Raw genomic sequence first — 25,099 nt, 5'->3', positions numbered from 1 at the left:
CGCCGCTTCTCTTATGGGCGCGGGAGCACCCTCACGGTCAGGAGGGGGCGGACAGCGGAGTGAGGCAGCTCAATCGCCTCCCTGCCCTGAACCAGCCCTCCGGTGGATGAACGGGACAAGCCTGATGCCGGGCGGTGTTTCTGGGGAGCCGTCAGTACAGCCCCCCTACGCGCAGCAACCCCCTGAGCGCGCCGTTTCAGACGGATTGACAACCTGGTGGGCGGTGGCATGATGCGCTCGCCTCTTGCCTCTCCTCAGGGTTTTATCCATGACCACATACTCCCGGCCGGTGCTGCTCCTGCTCTGTGGCCTGCTGCTGCTGACCCTGGCCATCGCGGTGTTGAATACCCTGGTGCCGCTCTGGCTCGCCCATGCCCATCTGCCGACCTGGCAGGTAGGCATGGTCGGCTCCGCCTATTTCACCGGCAACCTGCTGGGGACCCTGCTGGCGGGGACGCTGATCGCCCATTGCGGGTTCAACCGCAGCTACTATCTGGCGTCCGCGATCTTCGCCGCTGGCTGCGTCGGCTTGGGGCTCACCCTGGGATTCTGGAGCTGGCTGGCATGGCGATTCGTCGCAGGGATCGGCTGCGCCATGATCTGGGTGGTGGTGGAGAGTGCGCTCATGTGCAGCGGCAACGCGCGCAACCGGGGGCGCCTGCTGGCCGCCTATATGATGGTCTATTACGTGGGCACAGTGCTCGGGCAACTGCTGGTCAGCAAGGTGCCGACGGTGCTGATGGCGGTGCTGCCCTGGGTGACCGCTCTGGTGCTGGCGGCCATCTTGCCCCTGCTGTTCACCCGCATCGTCAACGCCCCCGGCGGGCATCAGGCAACGACCCAGGTCTGGCCCATGCTGCGCCTGCGTCAGGCGCGTCTGGGGGTGAGCGGCTGCATCATCTCCGGCATCGTATTGGGATCGCTCTATGGCTTGATGCCGCTCTATCTGAACCACCAGGGGGTGAGCGATGCCGGTATTGGCTTCTGGATGGCGGTGCTGGTGAGTGCCGGCATCCTGGGGCAGTGGCCTGCCGGTCGCCTGGCGGATCGCTTCGGGCGCTTGCAGGTGCTGCGGGTACAGGTGCTGGTGGTCATCCTGGGCTCAGTGGCAATGCTCGGCAGTGCGGCCATGGGGCCGACGCTGTTCATCCTGGGGGCCGCGGGTTTTACCCTCTATCCGGTGGCCATGGCCTGGGCCTGCGAGCAGGTCGAGCAGCATCAGCTGGTGGCCATGAACCAGGCGCTGCTGCTGAGCTACACCATCGGCAGCCTGCTCGGCCCGACCCTGACCGCGCTCCTGATGCAGCACTGTTCGGATCAGCAGCTGTTCATGGTGATCGCCGGGGTCTCCCTCGTCTATCTGCTGATGCTGCTACGCAAGATGGGCGAACACCCGACGCCGATGGCCCATGCCTGAGACGGGCCTGTCCCGTGACCAAAGAGCGGTGCCATCTGTTGGCCGCTCTTGTCCACGAAGCGCGTGCCGGCCATCACTGTTGTGCCTTATATAAGGAAGAGGCGACCCCGGGGTCGCCTCTTGCATGTCCTGGGCCGGGGGGCGCCGCTCAATCGAAGCGGCGCCGCGCCTCCTCGAACAGGGAGAGGTGCAGCGGGATCAACTGTTGCCAGTCTCGCCGGTAACCGCCGCCCGGTACGGCGGCGATGGGCAGTCCGTGGCGAACGGCATAGTCAAAGACCATGGCATCGCGCTGGCGCACGCCGGCGTCGGTCAGGGAGAGGTAGCCGAGTTCGTCGTCCCGGTGCACATCCACCCCGGCCTGATAGAGGATGAGGTCGGGGGCGTGGAGCCTCAGCGCCAGGCTCAGCGCCTGGGCCAGGGTTTCGAGGTAGGCGTCGTCCCCCATGCCGCTTGGCAGGGCAAAATCCAGGTGGGAGGCTGGCTTGTGGCGTGGGAAGTTGTGCTCCCCGTGCAATGAGAGGGTGATGATGTCGCGGCTGCCTGCGCACAGCGTCGCACTGCCATCCCCCTGATGGACGTCGAGATCGACGATCAGCACCCGCTCGCAGCGTCCCTCGTCCAGGCAGGTCCGGGCCGCGATCACCAGATCGTTGAACAGGCAGAAACCGCTGCCAAAGTTCCGATGGGCGTGGTGGTAGCCGCCGGAGATCTGCAAGCCGCAACCCTGTTCGAGGGCGTGGCGGCTGGCGGCCAGGGTGGCGCCCACCGAGCGCAGGGTGCGTTCGATCAGCAGGGGTGACCAGGGAAAGCCGAGCCGACGGATGGCGGCTTGGTCGAGGCGCCCCTGGAGGGCGGCATCCACGTAGTCGGCATCATGAACCCGCGCTATCTGATCGCGGCTCGCGGGCGGGGCCTCTGCCAGCGGATAGCCGAGGTCGCCGAGTCGTTCAAACAGCGCCTGGTATTTGGCCAGGGGAAAGCGGTGGCGCTCGGGCAGCACCAGGGCGGAGTAGTGGGGGTGATAGAAGATGCGCAGTGACATGCAGCGTCGGCCGGAACGGATAAGAAAAAGGGGAGCCAGGCTCCCCTTCATACAGGCGTGCGAGGCGCCATTACTGCTGCTGGATCACCCAGATCTGGAAGGCCTTGCGGGTCTCCGCATCGGCCTTGTTGTACCAGCTCTGCAGCTGGGTCAGGGCTTCCGGATTGCTCTGGGCCTTGCTCGGGGCCACTTCGACCGGTGCGCTGGCGGCAGCCATGACGGCGGCACTGGAGACGGCGACCGTCTTGGGCTGGTTGAAGGCCTTGCCCATCTTGATCAGCTCCTGCTGATAGTCGCGGGTCAGCTGGAAGCCGCCCACTTTCGGCATGACGAACTGCTCGGTCTCGACGGCCTGGCCGCTGACCTTGTCCTTGAGGACGACTTTTTGCTCCTTGATAAAGGCCTTGGCTTCGTCTTCGTTGCGGGGCTTCTTGTAGTCCAGCACCAGGGTCTGGTTGTCACCGGCGGTGAAGTTGATCACCAGGGGCTCGGCGGTCACCAGCTTGATCTCGCTGCGATTGGAGTAGTTGCCCTCGAAGGCCACCACCACCTGGTGCTTGCCGGCGCTGATGGGGAAGCTGCTGGTCTTGTCGAGCAGCTTGGGGTTGATGGACTCGCCATCGATGAGCTGCACCACGTAGGGATTGGTTATTTCCAGTTGGCTATCAGCCAGGGCGCTACCTGCCCACAACAGACCAGCCAGGGCCGGCACCAGAACAGTCAGTTTCATTTCATCTCCTTGAACAGTCAGGCGATTGCCCACTGAAAAATAGGGGCTCATTTTTACAGGTTTGCCCTGGAGCGGCAATAGCCGTTTATGACACCGTCCGCCGTGAGGGGGAGGGAATCCTTTGCTAGCGAGAGGGTGGACAGCCGCTTTGCTCTCTCTTGCTCTTGCTTCCCGGGATCCCCGCTCGGTTCGTCGGCCAGCGAGCCCCGAACCTTACTCGATGCGCCGGGTGAAGGGGGGCAGGGCGTCCAGCAGTCCCTTGCCGTAGCGTTTGGTCAGCAGGCGGCGGTCGAGTATGGTCACCCGGCCCCGGTCCGCCTCTTTGCGGATGAGGCGGCCACAGGCCTGGATAAGCTTTCGGGAGGCTTCAGGCACCGTCAGTTGCAGGAAGGGATTGCCGCCGCGCTGCTCTATCCACTCGGCGGTCGCCTCCTCCACGGGGGAATTCGGCACCGCGAAAGGCAGCTTGGTGATCACCAGGTTGGTGAGGTAGTGGCCGGGCAGATCCAGCCCCTCGGAGAAGCTGCCAGTGCCGAACAGGATGCTGGCCTGGCCTCCGTCGCACTTCTGCTTGTGCAGGGTGAGCAGGGCGCTGCGGGACGCCTCCCCCTGCACCAGCAGCGACATGCCCTTGGCCCGCAGTCCCACCGCCACCTCGTTCATCTGCCGGTAGGAGGAGAAAAGCACCAGGCTCGCCTCCTTGCCGGCCAGCAGGCGGGGCAGAGTGTCGATCAGTTCCTGGGTGAAGGCGGGGGCGCTGGGCTCATGGACCATGCTGGGCAGGTAGAGTTCGGCCTTGTGATAGTCGAAGGGGGAGCGTAGCCGCAGATAGCGGGTGCCGTCGTGTTCTTTCAGCCCTACCTGATGGCGAAAATAATTGAAGGAGGAGAGGGCGGTGAGGGTGGCCGAGACCAGCACGGCGCCAAGGCACCTGGACCAGAGCCACTCCTCCAGCAGATAGCCCACCTCGATGGGGGAGGCGTGCAGCCAGATGTCCCCATCCTCGCTCCTGGCCATCCAGCGGGCGAGGGGCGTCTTGCCGGTGGGCACATGGCGGCTCAGCATCTCCCACAGCGCGCAGAAGCTCTCCAGCCGTTGCAGATGAAAACCGCTCTCCGCCAGCAGGGGCTCGGCTTCCTTGCGACGGATTTCGCCGTCTTTCAGGGCCTCACCGATGGCGCCCTGCATCCTGTCCAGCGCCCGCAGCGCCTTCTTGCTCGCCTCTTTCAGGTTCTCCGCCAGCATGGGCAGGGGGTCGGGCAGGACGCCGTCGGCAAACCTGTGGTGTTGCTCGCTACCAAACAGGTGCTCGTGGCTGGCGAGCCACTGCTCCAGCACCTTGAGATCCGGCTGCAGGGAGGCGAGGGCATCCTGCAGTTTCAGCTGGGGGTCGAGCAGGCTCTCCTTGTTCAGCGTCCTGGCCAGCTTGCCCGCACTCTGCGCCAGTTTCTCCAGCCAGCGGCGGGATCCCTTGATGCTGGCGCTGGCGGCGCCGTGGTCGCGGGCTATGGTGGGCAGGTGGTGGGCTTCGTCCAGCACATAGATGCACTCGTCCGGCGGCGGCAGAATGATGCCGCCCCCCATGGTGAGGTCGGAGAGCAGCAGGGCATGGTTGACCACCAGCACGTCGGCGGCATCCATGTCGTTTCTTGCCCGGTGGAAGGGGCAGTGCTGGTGGTGGCTGAGCGCCTTGTTGCAGGTGTGGCGATCGGCGGCGATGGGATCCCAGCAGGTGTCCGGGATGGGTTTGGGCCAGTTGTCCCGATCGCCGTCCCACTTGCCCTCGGTATAGGCCTGCCACAGAGCCTGGTAGCACGCCTTGTCGGCATCCGACGGCTTGTGTTTGTTCAGGGCGCCAAAGTCGAGCTCGAAGTTGGCCATGTCGCTGCCCTGGGCGGCCTGTTCCAGCAGATGCTCACAGCAGTAGCGCTGGCGGCCCTTGACCAGCATGAAGCGAAACGGCAGCTCGCTGTGGCGATGGTAGAACGGCAGGTCCTTGTGGATCAGCTGCTCCTGCAGGGCGACGGTGGCGGTGGAGATCACCAGCTTCTTCTGGGTCAGTCGTGCCACCGGGATGGCGCCCTGGGCATAGGAGAGGGACTTGCCGATGCCGGTGCCCGCCTCGGCCACCAGGATGCGGCGGCTTTTGTCATATTCACCGGTGAGCGTCTTGGCGATCTCGGCCACCAGAAAATTCTGCTCCTTGCGCGGCACAAAACCGGGTAAACCATCGGCAATCTGGCGATAGGTATTGCGGATGGTGGCTTTGAGACGAGTCGATAGCATAAAGGCGGTGTAACCCTGTGGGAGGTGAATCAGCACAGGATACCCGCAAGAGGTGACTCGGGTCGAGGCAAGGGGGAAGCAGCCGTCATGGAAGGGGGGCCGCACTTATGTCACGGGGTGGATGGCGCGTGCAATAAATCACCAAAAAAGCGTGATTCAGGCAGAGAGTATCGCTGTAAACGTTTTCCCTGGTGGCGCAAACATTGTGGGATTCAGCTCACAATTTTTCCCCTATGACTATGGTTTTCATAAAAAGTTCCAAGTTTTTTCATTGCGGATCGGAAAACCCGGTGATAGTCTCGGCGGCATAGTGATGCAAAGAACATCGCTAACACAGGGAATAACAAGGACTTAGTGTTTAATTACAGTAGGCATTGGAAACAACTATGAAAAAGACAATTCTGGCTATTGCTATCCCGGCTCTGTTCGCATCCGCAGCCAACGCTGCTGTCGTTTACGACAAAGACGGCACCTCCTTTGATATCTATGGCCGTGTTCAGGCTAACATGTATGCAGAGCACGACGACACCGACGCTGAACTGGTTGGTTCCTCCCGTCTGGGCTGGTCCGGCAAAGTCGCTCTGAACAACACTTGGTCCGGTATTGCCAAGACCGAATGGCAAGTCTCTGCTGAGAACTCCGCCAACAAGTTCGACTCCCGTCACATCTACGTCGGTTTCGACGGTACCCAGTACGGCAAGATCATCTTCGGCCAAACCGACACCGCGTTCTACGACGTGCTGGAGCCGACCGATATCTTCAACGAATGGGGTGACGTAGGTAACTTCTACGACGGTCGTCAAGAAGGCCAGATCATCTACTCCAACACCTTCGGTGGCTTCAAGGGCAAGCTGTCCTACCAGACCAACGATGACAAGGCCGTCAAGGTTACTGACATCGGTCAAGGCATCAAAGAAGACGCCATCTATGGTCCGAACGCCAAGCGCAACTACGGCTACGCCGCTGCTGCCGGTTACGACTTTGACTTCGGTCTGGGCCTGAACGCCGGTTACGCTTACTCCGACCTGGAAAGCACTGCTTCCAGCGCTTCCGGCGACAAGAAAGAGTGGGCCCTGGGCGCACACTACGCCATCAACGGCTTCTACTTCGCTGGTATGTACACTCAGGGTGACCTGAGCTATGACAACACCACTCAAGGCAGCAACAAGGATAAGGGCCGTGGCTACGAGCTGGCTGCTTCCTACAACGTAGACGCCTGGACCTTCCTGGCTGGCTACAACTTCGCCGAAGGCAAGGTACTGTCCAACTCTGCCGGTTCTTCCTACGAAGACATCGTTGACGAAACCCTGCTGGGTGTTCAGTACAACTTCACTTCCAAGTTCAAGGCATACACTGAGTACAAGATTCAGGGTATCAACGACAAGGACGACGAGTTCACTGTTGCCCTGCAATACAACTTCTAATCCAGTCTTAATCCGGATTTAGTTGATAAACGGCCAAGCTTGCTTGGCCGTTTTGTTTTATTCGCCTTTCACCTCCTTCGCTTCCTCTTGACGTCTGGTGCTGCGCCAGGTCACGTTGTCTTCCTTGCCCCCTTGGCTCTCTTCTCGTAAATCGCTAGATTATTCAGTTTGTTGAAACAGGGCTGGCCGACAGGGAAGGATACCTTTTGATCGATTTCACCCACCCCGAGTGGCGCGCGCTGGCGCAGCAGTTGTTGAGCGGGGCCCCCCAGGTTATCCGCGGTCGCCAGTGGCAGCCCCTTGTCGGCATGCTGAGGGACAATCAGCTGCTACTCACCCTCGGCAACCATCGCTATGAGCTGACCCCGGCCGGACGGCGCTATCTGACCCGCGAGCTGATGCTGGCGGAGATAGCGTGCGCCCCCCCGGAGCCGGAGGAGTGGCTGCAGTCCCACGGCTGGCAGTTGGGGGAGAAGGTCAACGATCGGGTGCTGGCGGCTCTCTATCGCAAGGGGGAGGCGAGTTTCAGCCCCATCGAACAGATCGACTTCGAAGACAAGGGGATCCGGTTGTGCCGCGATCTGCCGCTTCGCCTGCGCTCTGCACGCCCGTTCAGTCTCTTCTTCAGTGGCGGCACCCTGCTCGATGCCACCCCCTGGCTCCAGACCCTGGGGGAGGTGGCGCTGCCGGCCCGCACCCTGACGGGGCTTGGCAAGATCCTCTGGGGGGAGGGGGAGATCCTGCGGGTGATCAGCACGGATTGCGTCGGCGCCTTTGCCGAACTGCGCCTGCCCGCCGACGCCCTGCTGGTCTGGCATCCCGCCGAGGATCCCGGCGCCCTGCAACCCCTGATTGCCGCCTTGCCTCCCCATACGCTCTGGAGTCACCTCACCGCCCTGGATCCGACCGGCGTCGACAGGGTGCTGATGCTGGCCCAGCGGCTGGGGCGCCCGGCGAGGTGGTGGCTGCCGCGGGATCTTGTGCCCATCAAGGCGGCCTACGGTGCGCCTCTGCAGGACAGCCGCCCGTGGGAGCCGAGCCGTCTCCCTCGCCCGCTGCTGGCGCTGTGCGCCGATCTGGTGGAGTCCAACCAGGGGCTCTCGGCCGAGGTGTGCGCCCTGGCGCCAGATTGGCACGCCGTTGGCTGACGGGCTGCCAACGGCATCGAGAAAGCGGTTTTCCCCTCTGGAAGGCGGTGGTATAAAGAGTTGACGGAGCGCTCGCCAGACGGGCGCTTTTGTTTGCCAACCTACTTTGCCAGCCAACGAACTCAACGGAATACAGGGAATACCATGTTTGAAAAGGTTGTTGCCGCCCCAGCGGATCCGATCCTGGGCCTGACCGAGGCCTTCCGTGCCGACTCTCGCAGCCACAAGATCAACCTGGGGGTCGGGATCTACAAGGACGAGACCGGTGCCACTCCTATCCTTCATTGCGTCAAGAAAGCCGAACAGAAGCTCTTGACCGACGAGAAGACCAAGAACTATCTCGGTATCGAAGGCAATATCGAATACGGCCGCATCGTGCAGCAGCTGCTGTTCGGCCGTGACTCGGCGCTGGTGACCAGCGGTCGCGCCAAGACGGCGCAGGCGCCGGGTGGTACCGGTGCCCTGCGCATCGCCGCCGAGTTCGTGGTGCGCAACGGCCTGGCCAAGACCATCTGGATCTCCGATCCCACCTGGGCCAACCACGTCAGCGTGTTCCAGGCGGCCGGTCTGACCGTCAAGTGGTACAAGTACTACGATGCCGCGACCAAGGGGCTCGACTTTGCGGCCATGCAGGCGGCACTCTCCGAGGCCCAGGCAGGCGATCTCGTGCTGCTGCACGGCTGCTGCCACAATCCGACCGGCATAGACCCCACCAGCGATCAGTGGCGCGCCCTGGCCGAGCAGAGCGCCGCCGCCGGCTGGCTGCCGCTGTTTGACTTCGCCTATCAGGGCTTTGCCCGGGGTATCGAGGAAGATGCCGAAGGCCTGCGCATCTTCGCCGAGTGCCACGACGAGCTGCTGGTGGCGAGCTCCTTCTCCAAGAACTTCGGCCTCTACAACGAGCGGGTCGGTGCCTTTACCCTGGTCTGCGCGACCAAGGACGTTGCCGACGTCGCCTTCACCCAGGTGAAGACCGTCATCCGTGCCAACTACTCCAACCCGCCGTCCCACGGCGCCGCCGTCGTCACCGCCGTGGTGAGCGATCCGGCCCTCTATGCCGAGTGGGTGGAAGAAGTGGCCGCCATGCGGGTGCGCATTCGCGAGATGCGCGAGCTGCTGGTGGCGAAGCTGGCGGAACGCGGCGTGAGCCAGGACTTCGGTTTCATCCGCGAGCAGAACGGCATGTTCTCCTTCTCCGGCCTCTCCAAGGATCAGGTGGAGCGCCTCAAGAGCGAGTTCGCCATCTACATCGTCGGCTCCGGCCGGATCAGCGTGGCCGGGATCACCCGAGCCAACATAGATCCGCTCTGCGACGCCATTGCCAAGGTGTTGTAAAGGAGGCGAAAAGGCTGCGGATTGCATCACCCGCGTCAATATATAGCTCCGCTATAGATCCGCTCTGCGACGCCATCGCCAGGGTGCGGTAAGCGAGCCATGGGTATCCGTTCAATCAAAAGCCCGCCGGGGAGACTCGGCGGGCTTTTTCGTTCCTGCGGTTTTTACCTCAGCGGCGACGCTTGCCGCCCCCCAGCAGGGAGCCGAGCACCCCCCGTACCAGCTGCCGCCCCACCTCGTTGCCCAGGGTGCGGGCTACGCTCTTGGCGGCGGTCTGCACCACGCCGTCGTGCTGGCCACCGCGCGGGCCGGTGCGACCGAACAGGATGCCGTTGAGGGCATCGAGCAGACCGCCTTCCCCGTTGGATGGCTGCTCGCTGCCTTGCTCGCTTGTGGGGGTCACCTTGCCCCCATTGAGCCGCTCGAAGGCGGACTCCCTATCTTCCGGCGTCTCGTAGCGGTCGTAGAGCAATGAGCCCTGGATCAGGGCTTGCCGTTCGGGGTCGCTCAGGGGACCGATGCGGCTGGCAGGGGGGGCGATGAAGGCGCGCTCCACCACGCCGGGGCGCCCCTTCTCGTCGAGCAGGGAGACCAGGGCTTCCCCGACCCCCAGCTCGGTGATGACGCCGGCGGCATCGAAGGCCGGGTTGGCGCGCAGGGTGTTGGCGGCGATGCGCACCGCCTTCTGATCGCTCGGGGTAAAGGCGCGCAGGGCGTGCTGGATCCGGTTGCCGAGCTGCCCCAGCACGTTGTCGGGGATGTCGGCCGGGCTCTGGGTCACGAAGTAGACACCCACCCCTTTCGAGCGGATGAGCCGCACCACCAGCTCTATCTTCTCCAGCAGCGCCTTGGGCGCGTCGTTGAACAGGAGGTGCGCCTCGTCGAAGAAGAAGACCAGCACGGGGTTCTCCGGATCCCCCACCTCGGGCAACTGTTCGAACAGCTCGGAGAGCAGCCAGAGCAGGAAGCAGGCATAGAGCCGGCTGGACTGGGTCAGCTTGCTCGCGGCTAGCACGTTGATATGGCCGTGACCGGCCTCGTCGGTCTGCAGCAGGTCCTGAATGTCCAGCATGGGCTCGCCGAAGAAGTGATCGCCCCCCGCGCTCTCCAGGGTGAGCAGGTTGCGCAGGATGGCGCCGATGGAGGCGGTGGACACGTTGCCGTAGCGGGTGGTGAGGGTCTTGGCGTTGTCCCCCGCGAACTGCACCATGGCGCGCAGGTCTTTCAGATCGAGCAGCAGCAACCCCTCGTCGTCCGCCACCTTAAACACCAGCTCCAGCACGCCGCTCTGGGTGTCGTTGAGGCCGAGCAGGCGGGCGAGCAGCAGGGGCCCCATGTCGGAGACGGTGGCCCGCACCGGATGGCCTTGCAGGGCAAAGAGATCCCAGAACAGGGTGGGGCTGGCGGCAAAGGCGGGGGCGGGGATGCCGAGCTGGGCCAGGCGGGCGTCCAGCTTGGGGGATGGCATGCCGGCGGCGCCCAGGCCGCTCAGATCCCCTTTCACGTCCGCCAGAAAGACGGGAACCCCGAGGCGGGAAAAGCCCTCCGCCAGCACCTGCAGGGTGACCGTCTTGCCGGTTCCGGTGGCGCCCGTGATGAGGCCGTGACGATTGGCCATGGCGGGCAGCAGGGAGAGGGGGTGGCCATTGGCATGGGCCAGCGTGAGCGGTTCGGCCATGGGGGGCTCCTTGTCTCGCATGAGGGACGAAAAACAACGGGTTACAAGGAGTGTGGTGGCAGAGCCAAACGATGGCAAGCCGCGCCCGGTGGACGCGGCGTGACGGCGGGGGACCCTCAGGAGGCGCGGATCCGTCTGCCCAGTTGCAGTGTCAGCAGGGTGAGCAGGGCGCCTGTGGTGGCGGTCAATATCGCCAGCAGCAGGCTGCCCAGCAGGAAGGGGGGCACCAGGGTGGCGGCCTCGTGCTCCAGCCAGTGCAGGGACCAGGTGAGGTGAAAGGGCTCCGGCGTCTCGTGCAGCACCAGGCAGCCGGTGCGATAGGCATAGAGGTACATGAAGGGGAGCGTCAGCGGGTTGTTGAACCAGACCGCCAGCAGGGCCAGCGGCAGGTTGAGGCCAAACGCCAGCGCCAGGGCGACGGCCACCAGGGAGTGCATGGGCACCGGGATCCAACTGGCGAAGAGACCGGCCGCCACGGCGCCGCAGAGGGCCCGGGGGGTGCTCTGCCAGAGGGCGGGGGTCAGCAGGCGCTCCCCAAACAGGGCGAACCACTTCTGCCGGCGCAGGGTGTCCGGGTCCATCTTGAAGCGGGCGAACCAACGGCTCAGCATGCGCGTACCACCTTGCGTCTGTGCCACTGACGAACGGTGCTGATGCGCCAGCAGGTGCGAATGAGGGTGTAGCCGATCAGCGAGCTCAACAGGGCGAGCACCAGGGAGCCCAGCAAGAGCGGCGGGGCCACTGTCTCGAACACCGACACCAGCCAGGCCCAGGTGAACTCGATCTCGATGTGCCGGGAAGGTTGCCCCAGCAACTGGCAGCCGGTCAGATAGGCACCATAGAACATGGGCGGCATGGTGAAGGGGTTGGAGAGCCAGACCAGGGCCACGGAGAGGGGCAGGTTGACCCGGCAGGCGATGGCGCCGCCGGCCGCCAGCAACATCTGGCAGGGGAGGGGGATCCAGGCCATGAAGAGGCCGACCGCACAGGCGCCTGCGGCGGAGCGCCGGTTGAGATGCCACAGGTTGGCATCGAGCAGCAGCCTGCCGAACAGCCGCAGGTGCTTGTGCTCCTTGAGCTTGTCCTGGTCGGGCAACCAGCGTTTTATGATTCGTTTGGGCATGTTTTAAACCTTGCTAGATACTTGCTCCATGGATCTGCGTCTGCTGTCGTTTGCCCTGGGGGCAAGCTCCTCACTGCTCTGGCCATGGCTGCCTTCATGGGAATGGGGGGGCCTGGCGCTGCTGCTCGCGCTTCCCCTCGCCGGTTGTCGCTGCTGGCGGCTGCTGTTTCTGCTGCTCGGCATCCTCTGGATGCAGGGGAATATGCACCACCGGCTGGCCTGGCTGGATCAGCTGGGCAAAAAAACGAGCCACATCATAACCGCACAAGTGCAAAGTACGGAGCCCTCTGGCGATAAAGATCAGGATAAATTCGTGCGCCTGCTGCTGCGCCTCGAGACCCTGGACGATCGCCCCCTTGCCCCGTCGCCCCTGGTGCGGGTCAATGCCTACCAGGCGCTGCCGCCGCTGCCTGCCGGCAGTCGCGTCACCCTGGCGACCTCCCTCAAGCCTGCCCATGGTCTGGCCAACGAGGCGGGGATGGACGGGCGGCGCCTGCTGCTCGGCAAGGGGATCACCGCCACCGGCAACCTGCGGCGGGTCATCGCTCTGGATGCCGTCCCCCCGGGCTTGCGCGAACGCTGGCTGGCAACGGCAAGCCGCGCCTGGGAGGGGCTGGCGCAGGCTCCCCTGCTGGCGGCGCTCACCTTCGGGGAGCAGGGGGGGATCACGGACGCCCAGTGGGAGCTCTTTCGCGGCAGCGGCCTGACCCACATCATCGCCATCTCCGGCCAGCATATCGCCCTGGTGGCGGTGCTCGGCTGGTGGCTTGGCCGGCTGTTCGGGCTGCGCGGGGCCATCGGCGTGTCGCTCCTGTTCGCGGCCACCTACAGCTGGCTGGCGGGTTTTGCGGTGGCCACCGAGCGGGCCCTCATCATGGTGCTGGTGTGGAGCCTGCTGCGCTGGCTGAAACGGGACTGGCCCAGCCACCGCATCTGGCTGTGGGCTTTCGTGGTATTGATCCTGTGGGACCCCTTCGCCCTCTACTCGGCGGGGTTCTGGCTCTCCTTTATGGCGGTGGCCCTGCTGTTGCTGGCGAGCCTGCTGCACGCACGTCCCGGCCTGGTGCGGCTGCAACTCTTGCTGCTGCTCGGGTTGCTGCCATTGCAACTGCTGCTGTTCGAGGGCATGGCGCCCCTGGCGCTCCTGCTCAACCTGCTGGCGTTGCCGCTGTTCTGCCTCGGCATCATTCCGCTGGCGCTCATCGGCGTGCTGGTGGCCCCGATCGCCAGCCCCCTGGCCCATGGCCTGTTCTGGCTGTCCGATCTGGGGCTGGAGTGGGTGCTCCGGGGGCTGGGATGGCTGGCTGACCACCTGCAGCTCTGGTGGCCTGTCCCCGGCGGGCTGATGCCTGCCAGCGTCCTGCTGATCCTGCTGTGGGGGACCTGGCATCTGCCGGGGGGCCGCTTCCTTCTGCTCCCTGTGGTGGCGGCCCTGCTGCTGGCCGTCTGGTCCAGGCCCACCCCCTGGCAGGTGCGGGTGCTGGACGTGGGACAGGGGCTATCGGTACTTATCACCCGGGGGGAGCGAGCCATCCTGTTCGATACGGGGGATCGCTACCCCGGGGGCTACAACATGGCGGATGCGGCCATCCTGCCCCTGCTCAGCCGGCTCGGCGTCAGGGTGCTCGATACCCTGATCATCAGCCACAGGGACAGGGATCACGCGGGCAACCGGCAGGCGGTGCTGCAGAATATGCCGGTGCGCCGCGAGCTCTCCTCCTTCCCGTTTGCGCCGAGCACCCAGGCCTGTCGTCGTGGCCAGCAGTGGCGCTGGCAGGGGCTGGATCTTAGGGTGCTCTGGCCCCCGGGGCCCGGGGCGGGGCGCAACAACGACAGCTGCGTCCTGCAGTTGAGTGACGGGCGCCATCGGCTGCTGCTCAGCGGTGACATCGAACAGCAGGCGGAACGGCGCCTGCTGGCCCTGGAAAGCGAGGAGGGCGGGGGAGAGGGGCTGGCCAGCACCCTGCTGGTGAGCCCTCACCACGGCAGCCGCACCTCCTCGACCCCGGCTTTTGTCGCCGCCGTGCAGCCGGCCTTAGTGGTGCACAGCGCGGGCTTCATGAACCAGTGGGGCTTTCCTCGCCCCGAGGTGGTGGCGCGTTACCAGGGGGCGCGGCAGTGGGTGACCGGCGAGGATGGCGCCATCCTGATCGAGCCGGTGGACGCGGGGCTCAGGATCCGGGCCGAGCGGGAGCAGGGTCCCTGGTACAGGCGCGGCGGAGCCTGGTGGCGACCCCAGGCATGGCGGGAGGAGTGAGCGGCCGGCAAGCCGCCCCTTGCCAGGAGGCCCCCCTTTGTGACCCGGGTTCGGCCCATCGCGCCGGCGGCGCTTGGTGAAGCTTCAAGGTTTGGCTAGAATAGCCCGTCATTTCCCTTATTAACGGCTATTCATGCAACAAGAAACCTCACAAGAGAGCTGGACCGTCTTCAAGCGCCTGCTCGGTTATGTCCGGGATCGCAAGCTGGGACTGGTTGGCGGCATCATCGGCATGCTGGGTTATGCGGCCGTGGATACCACCTTCGTCTACTCCATCAAGCCGCTCATCGATCAGGGGCTCAACGGCAACGACAGCAGCGTGCTGAAGTGGATGCCCTTCTTCGTGCTCGGCATCGTGGCCCTGCGCGGCTGCGCCGCCTTCCTCTCCAACTACTGCATGGCCTGGGTCGGCAACCACGTGGTGATGCGCCTGCAGCAGCAGGTGTTCAGCCACCTGATGGCGATGCCCATGAGCTTCTTCGATCGTCAGAACACCGGCAACCTGCTCTCCAAGGTGACCTATGACGCCGGTCAGGTGTCGTCTGCCGCCAGCTCCACCCTGGTCTCCCTGGTGCGGGAAGGGGCCACCGTCATCGGCCTGCTCGGCCTGATGTTCTGGCACTCCTGGCAGTTGTCGGTGATCTTCCTGGTGGTGGGTCCCCTGGTCGGGATCCTCATCAGCATCATCAGCCGACGTTTTCGCAAGATCAGCCGCCACATCCAGCAGGCGGTGGGTGACATCACTACCTCCACCGAGCAGATGCTCAAGGGGCACAAGGAGGTGCTGATGTTCGGTGGCCAGGAGGTGGAGGACAAGCGCTTCTACCAGGTGAGCAACCGGATGCGCCAGCAGACCATGAAGATGGTCGCCGCCGACGCCATCGGCAGCCCCATCGTCCAGATGGTGGCCTCCATCGCCCTGGCGGTCTTCCTCTATGTGGCCACCATCGACAGCGTCAAGGCGACCCTGACCGCGGGCACCTTCACCGTCATGGTCACCTCCATGATGATGCTGCTCAAGCCGCTCAAAAGCCTGACCGACGTGAACAACCAGTTCCAGCGCGGCATCACCGCCTGCCAGAGCCTGTTCGGCCTGCTGGACTCCACCCCGGAGCAGGATACCGGCACCCGCACCCTGGAGCGTGCCCGCGGCGAAATTGAATTCCGCAATGTCACCTTCACCTACCCGACCAAGGACACCCCGGCGCTGCACAACATCAGCTTCAAGGTGGAGGCGGGCAAGTCCGTGGCCCTGGTGGGCCGTTCCGGCTCCGGCAAGAGCACCATCGCGAGCCTATTGACCCGCTTCTATGACATCGAAGAGGGGGAGATCCTGCTGGATGGCGTCAACATCCGCGAATACCGCCTGAGCGAGCTGCGCAAGCAGTACGCCCTGGTCTCCCAGCACGTGCACCTCTTCAACGACTCCGTGGCCAACAACATCGCCTACGCGGCGGAAGAGCGCTACAGCCTGGAGGAGATCCAGCAGGCGGCCCGCATCGCCCATGCGGACGACTTCGTGCGCAAGATGCCGGACGGCTATGACACCGTCATCGGCGAGAACGGCGCCTCCCTCTCCGGTGGCCAGCGCCAGCGTATCGCCATCGCCCGTGCCCTGCTGCGGGACTCCCCCGTGCTGCTGCTGGATGAGGCCACCTCGGCCCTGGACACCGAGTCCGAGCGCCACATCCAGGCGGCCATCGACGAGCTGTGCAAGGCGCGCACTTCGCTGGTGATCGCGCACCGCCTCTCCACCATCGAGAAGGCGGACGAGATCCTGGTGATCGACGAGGGTCACATCGTCGAGCGTGGCAACCACCAGGCGCTGATGGCCCGGCAGGGTACCTATGCCCAGCTGCGCGCCATCCAGTTCGGCCATGCGGCGGCCGGCGCTGCCGTGGATAGCCAGGCCTGATGCTGGCGCGGCTCTGGTACGGAAACAGCGGCTGGCGCTGGTGGCTGGCCCCCTTCGCCCTGCTGTTTGCCCTGGTCAGCGGCGCACGCCGCCTGGGGTATCGCCGGGGCTGGCTCGCGAGCTATCGCGCCAGCCTGCCGGTCATCGTGGTGGGCAACCTGTCGGTGGGGGGCAACGGCAAGACCCCGGTGGTGGTCTGGCTGGTGGAGCAACTGCAGGCCCGCGGCTGGCGCCCCGGCGTGGTGAGCCGCGGCTATGGCGGCAAGGCCCCCCATTATCCCTATCGGCTCGATGAGACCAGCACCCCGACCGAGGCGGGGGATGAGCCCGTGCTCATCGCCAGACGTTGCGGCTGCCCCGTGGCGGTGGCCCCCAAACGGGCCGACGCGGTGCGCCTGCTGGAGCATAGCGGCGAGGTGGACATCATAGTCACCGACGACGGCCTGCAGCACTATGCCCTGGCCCGCGACATCGAACTGGTGGTGGTGGACGGGATGCGCCGCTTCGGCAATGGCTGCCTGCTGCCCATGGGGCCTCTGCGCGAGCCGATCACCCGCTTGAAGCGGGTGGACGCCATCCTCTGCAACGGCGGCGAGCCCGCGCCGGGCGAGTACGCCATGGGCCTGATCCCGGGCATCCCTCGCCGGGTGTGCGACGACGCGCCGCTCGAGGCACCCCTCTCGGGACCTGTGGACGCCCTGGCGGGCATCGGCCATCCCCCCCGCTTCTTCGCGACCCTGACGTCCCTCGGCTACGAGCTGGAGCAGAGCGTCGGCTACGGGGATCACCAGGCGTTCGACGCCGCCGAACTGCTCGCCCGCTTCGGCCAGCGCCCCTTGCTGATGACGGAGAAGGATGCGGTCAAGTGCCGCTCCTTCGCCCCGGACAACTGGTGGTACCTGCCGGTGAGCGCCGAGCTGCCGGACGCCCTGGGGGAGGCGCTGCTGCGTACCCTGCAGGGGGCGGGTGTGTCGGCCCCGGCCGGCAACCGGAAAACATAGAGAGGGCGCACGGCCTGACCCCGCGCCCACGCAACGGAACGGGCCCGGCTGCGGGCCCGGCACAGCATATCAATGGCCAGGCATCATCGCCTGTCCGACATCGTTAAAGGAGTTTGGTTGTGGCACTGGATATTAAACTGCTCGACATCATCGCCTGCCCGGTCTGCAAGGGTAAGCTGCACTATCAGGCTCACGCGGGTTCCCAGGAGCTCATCTGCCGCTTCGACAGACTGGCCTATCCGCTGGAAGAAGGGATCCCGGTGCTGCTGGAGAACCGGGCCCGCCACCTGCCGCTGGAAGAGCTGAAGCCATGAGTTTCGTCGTCGTCATTCCGGCCCGTTACGCCTCCACCCGGCTGCCGGGCAAGCCGCTGGCCGACATCCACGGCAAGCCCATGGTGCAGCACGTGGTGGAGAAGGCCCTGCAATCGGGCGCCGATCGGGTGATAGTCGCCACCGATGACGAGCGGGTGCAGCAGGCCCTGGCCCCCTTTGCCGCCGCTGCCGGGGTCGAGGTGTGCATGACCTCACCGGATCACCAGTCCGGCACCGAGCGTCTGGCGGAGGTGTGCCGTCACTACGGCTTTGCCGCCGACACTATCGTGGTCAACGTGCAGGGGGATGAGCCCCTCATTCCCCCTGCCATCATCCGCCAGGTGGCGGACAACCTGGCCGTCGCCACGGCGCCCATGGCGACCCTGTCGGTGCCGATCCACGATGCCGAAGAGGTGTTCAACCCCAATGCCGTCAAGGTGGTGACCGACCGGGAGGGGTATGCCCTCTACTTCAGTCGCGCCCCCATTCCCTGGGATCGGGATCGCTTTGCGGGGAGCCACGAGCAGATTGGCGCGCACTACCAGCGCCACATCGGCATCTACGCCTATCGCGCCGGCTTCATCCAGCGTTACGTGGACTGGGCGCCCAGCGCGCTCGAGCAGGTCGAGGCGCTGGAGCAGCTGCGGGTGCTCTGGTACGGGGAGAAGATCCACGTGGCCCAGGCGCTCGAGGCCCCGCCGGTGGGGGTGGATACCCAGGCCGATCTGGACAAGGTGCGCGCGCTGCTGGCCTGATGAGGCCGGCTGAACGGGTTTGATACATTACGGCGCCTCAAGGCGCCGTTTTTCTGTTGATTCTTTATATAGTAATTTGATTTAAAACGGATTTTACGAGCAGTTTCAAACTTTTCCCGGCCATGGTTTGCCAAATCGGCGAGTTTGGTTATGATGCAAGACGCCGTGTTAACCCTAACTGGCATATAACGAGATAAAAAACGGGGTGTTTGGGTGATTAATGTATTCCTGGTCGATGATCATGAGTTGGTGCGTACAGGGATAAGACGCATTTTGGAAGACGTCCGCGGGATCAAGGTGGTGGGCGAGGCGCAGAGCGGGGAGACCGCGGTGGCCTTCTGTCGGCAACATCACCCCGACGTGATCCTGATGGACATGAACATGCCGGGCATCGGCGGTCTGGAAGCGACCCGCAAGATCCTGCGGATCCGCCCCGATGTGCGTATCATAGTGCTGACCATTCATTCAGAAAATCCGTTCCCCACCAAGGTGATGCAGGCGGGCGCCGCCGGTTATCTCACCAAGGGAGCCGCCCCGGACGAGATGATCCACGCCATTCGCCTGGTGCACTCCGGGCAGCGTTACATCTCCCCGGAGATCGCCCAGCAGATGGCCCTGAGCCAGTTTGCCTCCGCCGACGAGAACCCCTTCAAGTCCCTCTCCGAGCGCGAGCTGCAGATCATGATGATGATCACCAAGGGGCAGAAGGTGACCGACATTTCCGAGCAGCTCAACCTGAGCCCGAAGACGGTCAACAGCTACCGCTACCGCCTGTTCAGCAAGCTGGGGATCAACGGCGATGTGGAGCTGACCCATCTGGCCATTCGCTATGGCATGCTGGATGCCGACACCCTGTAAGGGGGCGTGTGGACACCAAAGGCGGCCTGTGCCGCCTTTTGCTTTTTCAGCCCCTTTTGCTTTTCAGTCTGCGGGCGCAGTATGCTTCCCCCGTCTTTTTGCATTCATCCGTTGAGTCGAGTTGCCGATGACCCTCCCTCCCGAGCCCAATTTTGACAGCAAAGCATTTCTGAGCGCCGTCACCCACCAGAGCGGTGTCTACCGCATGTACGACAGCGGCGGCACCGTCATCTACGTGGGCAAGGCCAAGGATCTGAAAAAACGGCTCGCCTCCTACTTTCGGGCCAACGTCGACAGCATCAAGACCCGCACCCTGGTGCGCCAGATCGCCGACGTGCAGGTAACGGTCACCCACACCGAGACCGAGGCGCTGATCCTCGAGCACAACCTCATCAAGCAGTACCAGCCTCGCTACAACGTGCTGCTGCGGGACGACAAGTCCTACCCCTGGATCATCATCACCGACCATCAGCACCCGCGTATCGGTGTCCATCGCGGTGCCCGCAAGGTGAAGGGGGAGTATTTCGGTCCGTATCCTTCCGGCGGCGCGGTGCGCGAGAGCCTGCACCTGATGCAGAAGATCTTTCCGGTGCGCCAGTGCGAGGACGCCGTCTATGCCAACCGCACCCGCCCCTGCCTGCTCTACCAGCTCAAGCGCTGCGCCGGCCCCTGCGTGGCGGGGCTGGTGAGCGAGGCGGAATACGCCCAGCAGGTGGCGCTGGCCAAGCTGTTCCTCGCGGGCAAGAACCAGCAGGTGATAGGGGAACTGGTGGGCAAGATGGAGTCCGCCAGCGGCGACCTGCGCTTCGAGGAGGCCGCCCGCTATCGGGATCAGATCCAGGCCCTGCGTCGGGTCACCGAGCAGCAGTCGGTGAGCGGCAACGTGCTGGACGAGCTGGACGTGGTGGGGGTCGCCTTCGAGCAGGGGACCGCCTGCATCCACGTGCTCTTCATCCGCCAGGGCAAGGTGCTGGGCTCGCGCAGCTACTTCCCCAAGGTGCCGGCCGACACGCCGCTGGAGGAGGTGGTGCAATCCTTCCTGCTGCAGTTCTACCTGTCGGGGCAGGGGGGGCGGCAGATCCCGAGCGAGGTGCTGCTGGACGTGGCGCTCGAAGACGAGAACGTCATTGCCGACACCCTGAGCCAGACCGCCGGCTACAGGGTGCGGGTGGTGAGCCGGACGCGCAGCGAACGGGCGCGTTTCATCAAGCTCGCCGCCATCAACGCCCAGACCGCGCTGCGCTCGCGCCTCGCCCACAAGAGCACCATCACCGCTCGCTACGATCAGCTGGAGGAGCTGCTGGAGCTCGAGAACCCCATCGCCCGCATGGAGTGTTTCGATATCTCCCACACCATGGGTGAGCGCACCGTGGCCTCCTGCGTGGTGTTCAACCGGGAGGGGCCGCTCTCCTCGGAATACCGCCGCTTCAATATCGACGGCATCACAGGCGGGGATGACTACGCCGCCATGGAGCAGGCGCTGGAGCGCCGCTTTGGCAAGCAGCAGGAGCCGGACAAGGTGCCGGATGTGCTGTTCATCGACGGCGGTCTCGGCCAGTTGCGCCGCGCCGAGGAGATCCTGGCCCGCCAGCTGGAGTTTCTCGGTGGCAAATACCCGCTCCTGGTGGGCATCGCCAAGGGGGTGACCCGCAAGGCGGGGCTGGAGACCCTGATCCTGGGGGACAGTCACGAAGAGCTGCATTTGCCGGCGGACATGCCTGCCCTGCACCTCATTCAGCACATTCGCGATGAATCCCACCGCTTCGCCATCACGGGCCACCGGGCCAGACGGGCAAAGGCGCGCACCACCAGTACCCTGGAAGACATTCCCGGGGTGGGACCGAAACGGCGGCAGGCACTGCTCAAATACCTGGGTGGCCTGCAGGAGGTGAAAAAAGCCGGGGTGGACGAGCTTGCCAAGGTGCCCGGCATCAGCCAGGAGCTGGCCCAGTCCATCCACGACGCCCTGCACTCGCTCTAGCGGTGATCTCGCTGTCGGTTGCTCACTCGGGGCATTGCCGGAGAGTGGGAGGCGCCCAACCAAGCATCCGAGGTGCCCGAGTGAACGACCATAGAGTGCGGTTTCGCCCAGGTTTGGATAGATAGCCGCCATGCCGGCACGGGATGAGCCTGGCGATTCACGATCCGTCCCTCGTTTTGGTGCTCAGGCCTCGCACCAGACGCACAAGAGCCGTGACGCAGGGGGGCCGCAAATGCCATAATGACCCGCATCCTGAGGTTATTGATGGATTAATAGACCAAGGCGGGCACCTGTCCGGTTGCATCGGCGATCGGCTTGGGGCTACCATGTAGCGGCATACAAGAAGTGGCTGAAAATAATGACAAATATTCCTAACCTGCTGACGTTCTTTCGGATTTTGCTCATCCCCGTCTTCGTCATCCTGTTCTACCTTCCCTACCAGTGGTCCTACATGGCGGCCGCCATCGTCTTCATCCTGGCGGCCGCGACCGACTGGTTTGACGGCTATCTCGCCCGCAAGCTGAACCAGTCCACCGCCTTCGGCGCCTTCCTCGATCCCGTCGCCGACAAGATCATGGTGGCCGCGGCCCTGGTGGTCATCGTCGAGCATTACAACACCGTCTGGGTCACCATCCCCGCCATGACCATGATCGGCCGCGAGATCATCATCTCCGCCCTGCGCGAATGGATGGCGGAGCTCGGCAAGCGCTCCTCGGTGGCGGTCAGCTGGATCGGCAAGTGGAAGACCATGATCCAGATGGTGTCGCTCACCGGCCTCATCTGGCAATACGACATCTGGATGGTGTGGCTCGCCTATGTGCTGCTCTATGTGGCCACCGTGCTCACCTTCTGGTCCATGTTCCAGTACATGAAGGCGGCCTGGGGCGATCTGACCTACCACTCCCGCTTCTAGTCGCCGATGGGAAAATGGTCGTTTCTTTGCCACTGGGGCCGAGAAACGGCCATGAGTGCTGAAAGTGCGGGACAAGGGTAAAAAACACCCGAACGATCAGCGTATTAAATGTTTTTGGTTGACTGGACGAGGAACATCGCTAGAATGCGTTCTCACAGTCAGGCAGTCAGCCGGACCGATGCGGGAATAGCTCAGTTGGTAGAGCACGACCTTGCCAAGGTCGGGGTCGCGAGTTCGAGTCTCGTTTCCCGCTCCAAATTCAGACAATAGAGAGTTTCTCTCTTTTGCATGGCGCGTTAGCAAAGCGGTTATGCAGCGGATTGCAAATCCGTTTAGTCCGGTTCGACTCCGGAACGTGCCTCCATATTGACAAGCCCGCCGCGCGGACTTGATACCGATTGCGGTGCCCGAGTGGTGAAATCGGTAGACACAAGGGATTTAAAATCCCTCGCCGTTCGCGGCGTGCCGGTTCGATTCCGGCCTCGGGCACCATTAAGATTAAAGAAAAAAGCCTTTCAGATTAGACAGATACGACGCTTAATTGCGTCGTTTTTGTTTTTAACTCTCTCCAAGATTTCTCTCCAACTTTTCCTTTCTTGTCCATTTCTTGTCTAAGCGGCTTACTACTTCCTGCAATTCGTTGCGAACAACCTGCTCAGTCTTCCAACATAGCCAATGACGTTTGGTAGGCTACTGCTCCTGACTTTTCCGGGGTCTGTCTCTGGTGCTGAGAGAAGTGGCGCTCACCGTTACCCCTTCCTCTTCCCCCCTCCTAAACCCGCATTGAATCCCTTTTGAAACAGATATTAATCCCATGATCTAACCCATCATCGGAGGTATCTATGCAGACCCAATTTCGCTTTACCAATGCAGCCATCAAGGCTTTGCCCGCACAACAACGAGAGGCTGGCGCTACTGAACTGGAGTTCTCCGATACAGAGGTCATCGGCTTAAAGCTCTTGTCAGGAAAAAGCCAAGGCAGTAAGCGTTTCCTACTGCGCTATACCCTCCAAGGTAAGAAGCGCAGCATCGCTTTGGGGCGATTCGGCGATATCGATGTGAGCCAAGCCAGGACCATTGCCCGCAAGTACAAGGCGATGCTGGCAGAAGGCATCGACCCGGTAGCAGAGCGGGATAGTTACAAAACTGAGCCCACCCTTTCGGAGTTCTTCTGGCAGACCTTTTTGCCGCACCTCAAGACCATCGGCAAGCGGTCGATCAGCAGCGACATTCAGCGGTTTAAACACAACATAGAACCACGCTTTGGTGCCATGCGTTACCGGCAACTCAAGGCGATGGATGTCCTGCAGTTGCAATCGGAGATGGTTCACCCTAACAACCCTCAGCAGACGGCCTACGCACCGAGTACTGCCAACCGTGTGCTGGCCCAGTTAAAGACCATGGGCAGCTATGCGGTGAGCTGGGGCATTCTGGACACCAACGAGGCGGCCAAGATCAAGCTGTTGAAGGAGGACAATGCCAGGACGCGCTTCTTATCGATTGAAGAGATGAAACGGGTCATTGAGGTGGCATTGCAGGATCGCAATCAAGCCGCAGGCAGCTTCATTGCGATGCTCTACCTGACGGGAGCAAGAAAGTCAGAGGTGTTACTCGCTAAATGGGAACATGTGAACTGGGAGGATAAGACGTTGTTCGTACCCCTGACCAAGAATGGCAAGAGCCGGATCATTTACCTGAGCACTGAATCGCCCCTACTTTCCTAGACACCTCAAGAGCCTCAAACTGAGGTCAATCAGGAGGTGTTATGAGCAAGCAGCAACGTTACACAGAAGAATTCAAACTGGCAGCCGTCAAGCAGGTGACTGAGCGCAATTACTCAGTAGCAGAGGTCGCTGAACGACTTGGTATTTCCAGCCACAGTCTTTATGTCTGGATCAAACGCTACAGCCAACCCGAAGCGCAGCAACAGGATGACTCCAGCCAGCAAGCCGAAATTCGGCGCCTCAAGGCTGAACTGCGTCGCGTCACCGATGAGCGAGATATCTTAAAAAAGGCCGCCGCGTACTTTGCCAAGCTGTCAGGGTAAGGTACGCCTTCATCCGGGAGCACGCGTCCGCACATCCCATCCGCAGACTGTGTCGGATGATGAATGTCCACCCGAGCGGTTATTACGCCTGGCAGCACCAGCCTTTATCTGCCCGAGCCCTGGAAGACCAACGCCTTCTTGGCCAGATCAAGCAATGTTGGCTAGAAAGCGGGGGCATCTATGGTTATCGCAAGATCCGGGATGACCTGCGAGAGATGGGCGAGACCTGTGGGAAACACCGGGTGGCGCGATTAATGCGTCATGAAGGTTTACGTTCACAAACCGGTTATCGCCGCCGTCCCGGTCATTATGGTGGCCGGCCAACGGTGGTTGCACCGAACCATCTTGAACGCCAGTTCGATGTGACTGAGCCAAATAAGGTCTGGGTAACAGACATCACTTATATCCGAACCCATGAAGGTTGGCTCTATCTGGCCGCGGTATTGGATTTGTTCTCACGACAAGTCATTGGTTGGTCAATGGGGCCACGTATCGACCGAGAGCTGGCTATCAGCGCGTTACTGATGGCGGTGTGGCGACGGCGACCGGAGCAGGAAGTGCTGGTTCATTCCGACCAAGGGAGCCAGTTTAGCAGCTATGACTGGCAGGATTTTTTGCGGGATCATCGGCTTAAGGCCAGCATGAGCAGACGTGGCAATTGTCATGATAACGCGGTGGCGGAGAGTTTCTTCCAGCTCCTAAAACGCGAGCGGATCCGACGTAAAACCTATGCGGATCGCGAGGAAGCCCGGCAGGATGTGTTCGATTACATTGAAATGTTTTACAACCCCAAGCGCCGGCACAGTTTCAACAATGGGCTATCGCCAGTAGAGTGTGAAAAGCAATATTTCGAGCGGCTCGAAAGTGTCTAG

20 protein-coding genes and 3 tRNA genes are annotated in these 25,099 nt (G+C 63.1%); 17 read left to right on the top strand and 6 right to left on the bottom strand.

Going from position 1 to position 25,099, the window contains the following annotated elements; translation table 11 throughout:
- Nucleotides 1–268 precede the first annotated feature (268 nt).
- Nucleotides 269–1,417 carry an MFS transporter gene (locus AB5Y72_RS03690; protein WP_368198607.1) on the top strand — a complete coding sequence of 383 codons (1,149 nt, stop codon included), beginning with the start codon at nucleotides 269–271 and terminating at the stop codon, nucleotides 1,415–1,417.
- A gap of 148 nt (nucleotides 1,418–1,565) precedes the next feature.
- On the opposite strand, the gene AB5Y72_RS03685 is transcribed toward AB5Y72_RS03690, so the two are convergent.
- The 3 genes from AB5Y72_RS03685 to dinG form a co-directional block, all read right to left on the bottom strand.
- Nucleotides 1,566–2,462 carry a histone deacetylase gene (locus tag AB5Y72_RS03685; RefSeq protein WP_368198606.1) on the bottom strand — a complete coding sequence of 299 codons (897 nt, stop codon included), beginning with the start codon at nucleotides 2,460–2,462 and terminating at the stop codon, nucleotides 1,566–1,568.
- Between the two features lie 70 nt (nucleotides 2,463–2,532).
- Nucleotides 2,533–3,192 carry a DUF2057 domain-containing protein gene (locus tag AB5Y72_RS03680; RefSeq protein ID WP_042076431.1) on the bottom strand — a complete coding sequence of 220 codons (660 nt, stop codon included), beginning with the start codon at nucleotides 3,190–3,192 and terminating at the stop codon, nucleotides 2,533–2,535.
- 213 nt (nucleotides 3,193–3,405) lie between these two features.
- Entirely contained in the window at nucleotides 3,406–5,478 is a 2,073-nt protein-coding gene (gene dinG / locus AB5Y72_RS03675) for an ATP-dependent DNA helicase DinG (RefSeq protein WP_368198605.1), read from the bottom strand.
- Between the two features lie 386 nt (nucleotides 5,479–5,864).
- On the opposite strand from dinG, the gene AB5Y72_RS03670 reads away from it, so the two are divergent.
- From AB5Y72_RS03670 to AB5Y72_RS03660, 3 genes are all read left to right on the top strand, one after another.
- The gene (locus AB5Y72_RS03670; RefSeq protein WP_325783055.1) at nucleotides 5,865–6,902 is read left to right on the top strand and encodes a porin; all 1,038 of its coding nucleotides are present in this window, start codon (nucleotides 5,865–5,867) and stop codon (nucleotides 6,900–6,902) included.
- Between the two features lie 206 nt (nucleotides 6,903–7,108).
- Nucleotides 7,109–8,050: a hypothetical protein gene (locus tag AB5Y72_RS03665; protein WP_325783054.1), complete on the top strand. Its 942-nt coding sequence runs from the start codon at nucleotides 7,109–7,111 to the stop codon at nucleotides 8,048–8,050.
- A gap of 144 nt (nucleotides 8,051–8,194) precedes the next feature.
- Entirely contained in the window at nucleotides 8,195–9,385 is a 1,191-nt protein-coding gene (locus AB5Y72_RS03660) for an amino acid aminotransferase (RefSeq protein WP_325783053.1), read from the top strand.
- A gap of 169 nt (nucleotides 9,386–9,554) precedes the next feature.
- On the opposite strand, the gene AB5Y72_RS03655 is transcribed toward AB5Y72_RS03660, so the two are convergent.
- The 3 genes from AB5Y72_RS03655 to AB5Y72_RS03645 all read right to left on the bottom strand — a co-directional run bounded on the left by AB5Y72_RS03655 (nucleotide 9,555) and on the right by AB5Y72_RS03645 (nucleotide 12,186).
- The gene (locus tag AB5Y72_RS03655; RefSeq protein ID WP_325783052.1) at nucleotides 9,555–11,063 is read right to left on the bottom strand and encodes a helicase HerA-like domain-containing protein; all 1,509 of its coding nucleotides are present in this window, start codon (nucleotides 11,061–11,063) and stop codon (nucleotides 9,555–9,557) included.
- Nucleotides 11,064–11,179: 116 nt separating this feature from the next.
- On the bottom strand, nucleotides 11,180–11,674 hold the full coding sequence (locus tag AB5Y72_RS03650) for a DUF2062 domain-containing protein (protein ID WP_042075107.1): 495 nt from the start codon (nucleotides 11,672–11,674) through the stop codon (nucleotides 11,180–11,182).
- Entirely contained in the window at nucleotides 11,668–12,186 is a 519-nt protein-coding gene (locus AB5Y72_RS03645; RefSeq protein ID WP_209792941.1) for a DUF2062 domain-containing protein, read from the bottom strand. The genes AB5Y72_RS03650 and AB5Y72_RS03645 overlap by 7 nt, the downstream gene beginning before the upstream one ends.
- A gap of 28 nt (nucleotides 12,187–12,214) precedes the next feature.
- Between AB5Y72_RS03645 and AB5Y72_RS03640 the strand changes: the two genes are divergently transcribed.
- From AB5Y72_RS03640 to AB5Y72_RS03580, 13 genes are all read left to right on the top strand, one after another.
- The gene (locus AB5Y72_RS03640) at nucleotides 12,215–14,443 is read left to right on the top strand and encodes a DNA internalization-related competence protein ComEC/Rec2 (RefSeq protein ID WP_325783051.1); all 2,229 of its coding nucleotides are present in this window, start codon (nucleotides 12,215–12,217) and stop codon (nucleotides 14,441–14,443) included.
- 133 nt (nucleotides 14,444–14,576) lie between these two features.
- A complete protein-coding gene (gene msbA, locus AB5Y72_RS03635) occupies nucleotides 14,577–16,358 on the top strand; it encodes a lipid A ABC transporter ATP-binding protein/permease MsbA (protein WP_325783050.1) in 1,782 nt (593 codons plus the stop codon).
- Nucleotides 16,358–17,359, top strand: a complete 1,002-nt coding sequence (lpxK, locus tag AB5Y72_RS03630) for a tetraacyldisaccharide 4'-kinase (protein WP_325783049.1) — start codon at nucleotides 16,358–16,360, stop codon at nucleotides 17,357–17,359. The genes msbA and lpxK overlap by 1 nt, the downstream gene beginning before the upstream one ends.
- A gap of 119 nt (nucleotides 17,360–17,478) precedes the next feature.
- Entirely contained in the window at nucleotides 17,479–17,673 is a 195-nt protein-coding gene (locus AB5Y72_RS03625) for a Trm112 family protein (protein WP_042078837.1), read from the top strand.
- Complete coding sequence (gene kdsB, locus AB5Y72_RS03620) at nucleotides 17,670–18,428, top strand: 3-deoxy-manno-octulosonate cytidylyltransferase (protein ID WP_325783048.1); 759 nt, start codon at nucleotides 17,670–17,672, stop codon at nucleotides 18,426–18,428. Before AB5Y72_RS03625 ends, kdsB begins: the two co-directional genes overlap by 4 nt.
- 213 nt (nucleotides 18,429–18,641) lie before the next feature.
- Complete coding sequence (gene uvrY / locus AB5Y72_RS03615) at nucleotides 18,642–19,286, top strand: UvrY/SirA/GacA family response regulator transcription factor (protein WP_010675231.1); 645 nt, start codon at nucleotides 18,642–18,644, stop codon at nucleotides 19,284–19,286.
- Nucleotides 19,287–19,413: 127 nt separating this feature from the next.
- A complete protein-coding gene (gene uvrC, locus AB5Y72_RS03610; RefSeq protein WP_368198604.1) occupies nucleotides 19,414–21,267 on the top strand; it encodes an excinuclease ABC subunit UvrC in 1,854 nt (617 codons plus the stop codon).
- 358 nt (nucleotides 21,268–21,625) lie between these two features.
- Entirely contained in the window at nucleotides 21,626–22,180 is a 555-nt protein-coding gene (pgsA, locus tag AB5Y72_RS03605) for a CDP-diacylglycerol--glycerol-3-phosphate 3-phosphatidyltransferase (RefSeq protein WP_042078839.1), read from the top strand.
- A 180-nt stretch (nucleotides 22,181–22,360) separates the two neighbouring features.
- A tRNA-Gly gene (locus AB5Y72_RS03600) sits at nucleotides 22,361–22,436 on the top strand.
- A gap of 34 nt (nucleotides 22,437–22,470) precedes the next feature.
- Nucleotides 22,471–22,544, top strand: a tRNA-Cys gene (locus AB5Y72_RS03595).
- 41 nt (nucleotides 22,545–22,585) lie between these two features.
- Nucleotides 22,586–22,672, top strand: a tRNA-Leu gene (locus AB5Y72_RS03590).
- Between the two features lie 350 nt (nucleotides 22,673–23,022).
- On the top strand, nucleotides 23,023–23,904 hold the full coding sequence (locus tag AB5Y72_RS03585; RefSeq protein WP_368198603.1) for a tyrosine-type recombinase/integrase: 882 nt from the start codon (nucleotides 23,023–23,025) through the stop codon (nucleotides 23,902–23,904).
- Nucleotides 23,905–23,945: 41 nt separating this feature from the next.
- Nucleotides 23,946–25,099, top strand: a protein-coding gene (locus AB5Y72_RS03580) for an IS3 family transposase (RefSeq protein ID WP_368198602.1) whose coding sequence is annotated in 2 segments (ribosomal slippage) — nucleotides 23,946–24,183 and nucleotides 24,183–25,099 — 1,155 coding nt in all. Because the reading frame shifts where the segments join, the coding sequence is not laid out codon by codon here.

It is taken from the genome of Aeromonas sp. R7-4, from assembly GCF_040908055.1.
Taxonomy (GTDB): Bacteria; Pseudomonadota; Gammaproteobacteria; order Enterobacterales; family Aeromonadaceae; genus Aeromonas; species Aeromonas sanarellii.
This window is presented reverse-complemented; position numbering and strand designations above follow the sequence as displayed.

Excerpts from the sequence above, each read along its gene's own strand:
- AB5Y72_RS03690 (WP_368198607.1), top strand. The coding sequence starts at position 269 with ATGACCACATACTCCCGGCCGGTGCTGCTCCTGCTCTGTGGCCTGCTG.
- AB5Y72_RS03685 (WP_368198606.1), bottom strand. The coding sequence starts at position 2,462 with ATGTCACTGCGCATCTTCTATCACCCCCACTACTCCGCCCTGGTGCTG.
- AB5Y72_RS03680 (WP_042076431.1), bottom strand. The coding sequence starts at position 3,192 with ATGAAACTGACTGTTCTGGTGCCGGCCCTGGCTGGTCTGTTGTGGGCA.
- dinG (WP_368198605.1), bottom strand. The coding sequence starts at position 5,478 with ATGCTATCGACTCGTCTCAAAGCCACCATCCGCAATACCTATCGCCAG.
- AB5Y72_RS03670 (WP_325783055.1), top strand. The coding sequence starts at position 5,865 with ATGAAAAAGACAATTCTGGCTATTGCTATCCCGGCTCTGTTCGCATCC.
- AB5Y72_RS03660 (WP_325783053.1), top strand. The coding sequence starts at position 8,195 with ATGTTTGAAAAGGTTGTTGCCGCCCCAGCGGATCCGATCCTGGGCCTG.
- AB5Y72_RS03655 (WP_325783052.1), bottom strand. The coding sequence starts at position 11,063 with ATGGCCGAACCGCTCACGCTGGCCCATGCCAATGGCCACCCCCTCTCC.
- AB5Y72_RS03650 (WP_042075107.1), bottom strand. The coding sequence starts at position 11,674 with ATGCTGAGCCGTTGGTTCGCCCGCTTCAAGATGGACCCGGACACCCTG.
- AB5Y72_RS03645 (WP_209792941.1), bottom strand. The coding sequence starts at position 12,186 with ATGCCCAAACGAATCATAAAACGCTGGTTGCCCGACCAGGACAAGCTC.
- AB5Y72_RS03640 (WP_325783051.1), top strand. The coding sequence starts at position 12,215 with ATGGATCTGCGTCTGCTGTCGTTTGCCCTGGGGGCAAGCTCCTCACTG.
- msbA (WP_325783050.1), top strand. The coding sequence starts at position 14,577 with ATGCAACAAGAAACCTCACAAGAGAGCTGGACCGTCTTCAAGCGCCTG.
- lpxK (WP_325783049.1), top strand. The coding sequence starts at position 16,358 with ATGCTGGCGCGGCTCTGGTACGGAAACAGCGGCTGGCGCTGGTGGCTG.
- kdsB (WP_325783048.1), top strand. The coding sequence starts at position 17,670 with ATGAGTTTCGTCGTCGTCATTCCGGCCCGTTACGCCTCCACCCGGCTG.
- uvrC (WP_368198604.1), top strand. The coding sequence starts at position 19,414 with ATGACCCTCCCTCCCGAGCCCAATTTTGACAGCAAAGCATTTCTGAGC.
- pgsA (WP_042078839.1), top strand. The coding sequence starts at position 21,626 with ATGACAAATATTCCTAACCTGCTGACGTTCTTTCGGATTTTGCTCATC.
- AB5Y72_RS03585 (WP_368198603.1), top strand. The coding sequence starts at position 23,023 with ATGCAGACCCAATTTCGCTTTACCAATGCAGCCATCAAGGCTTTGCCC.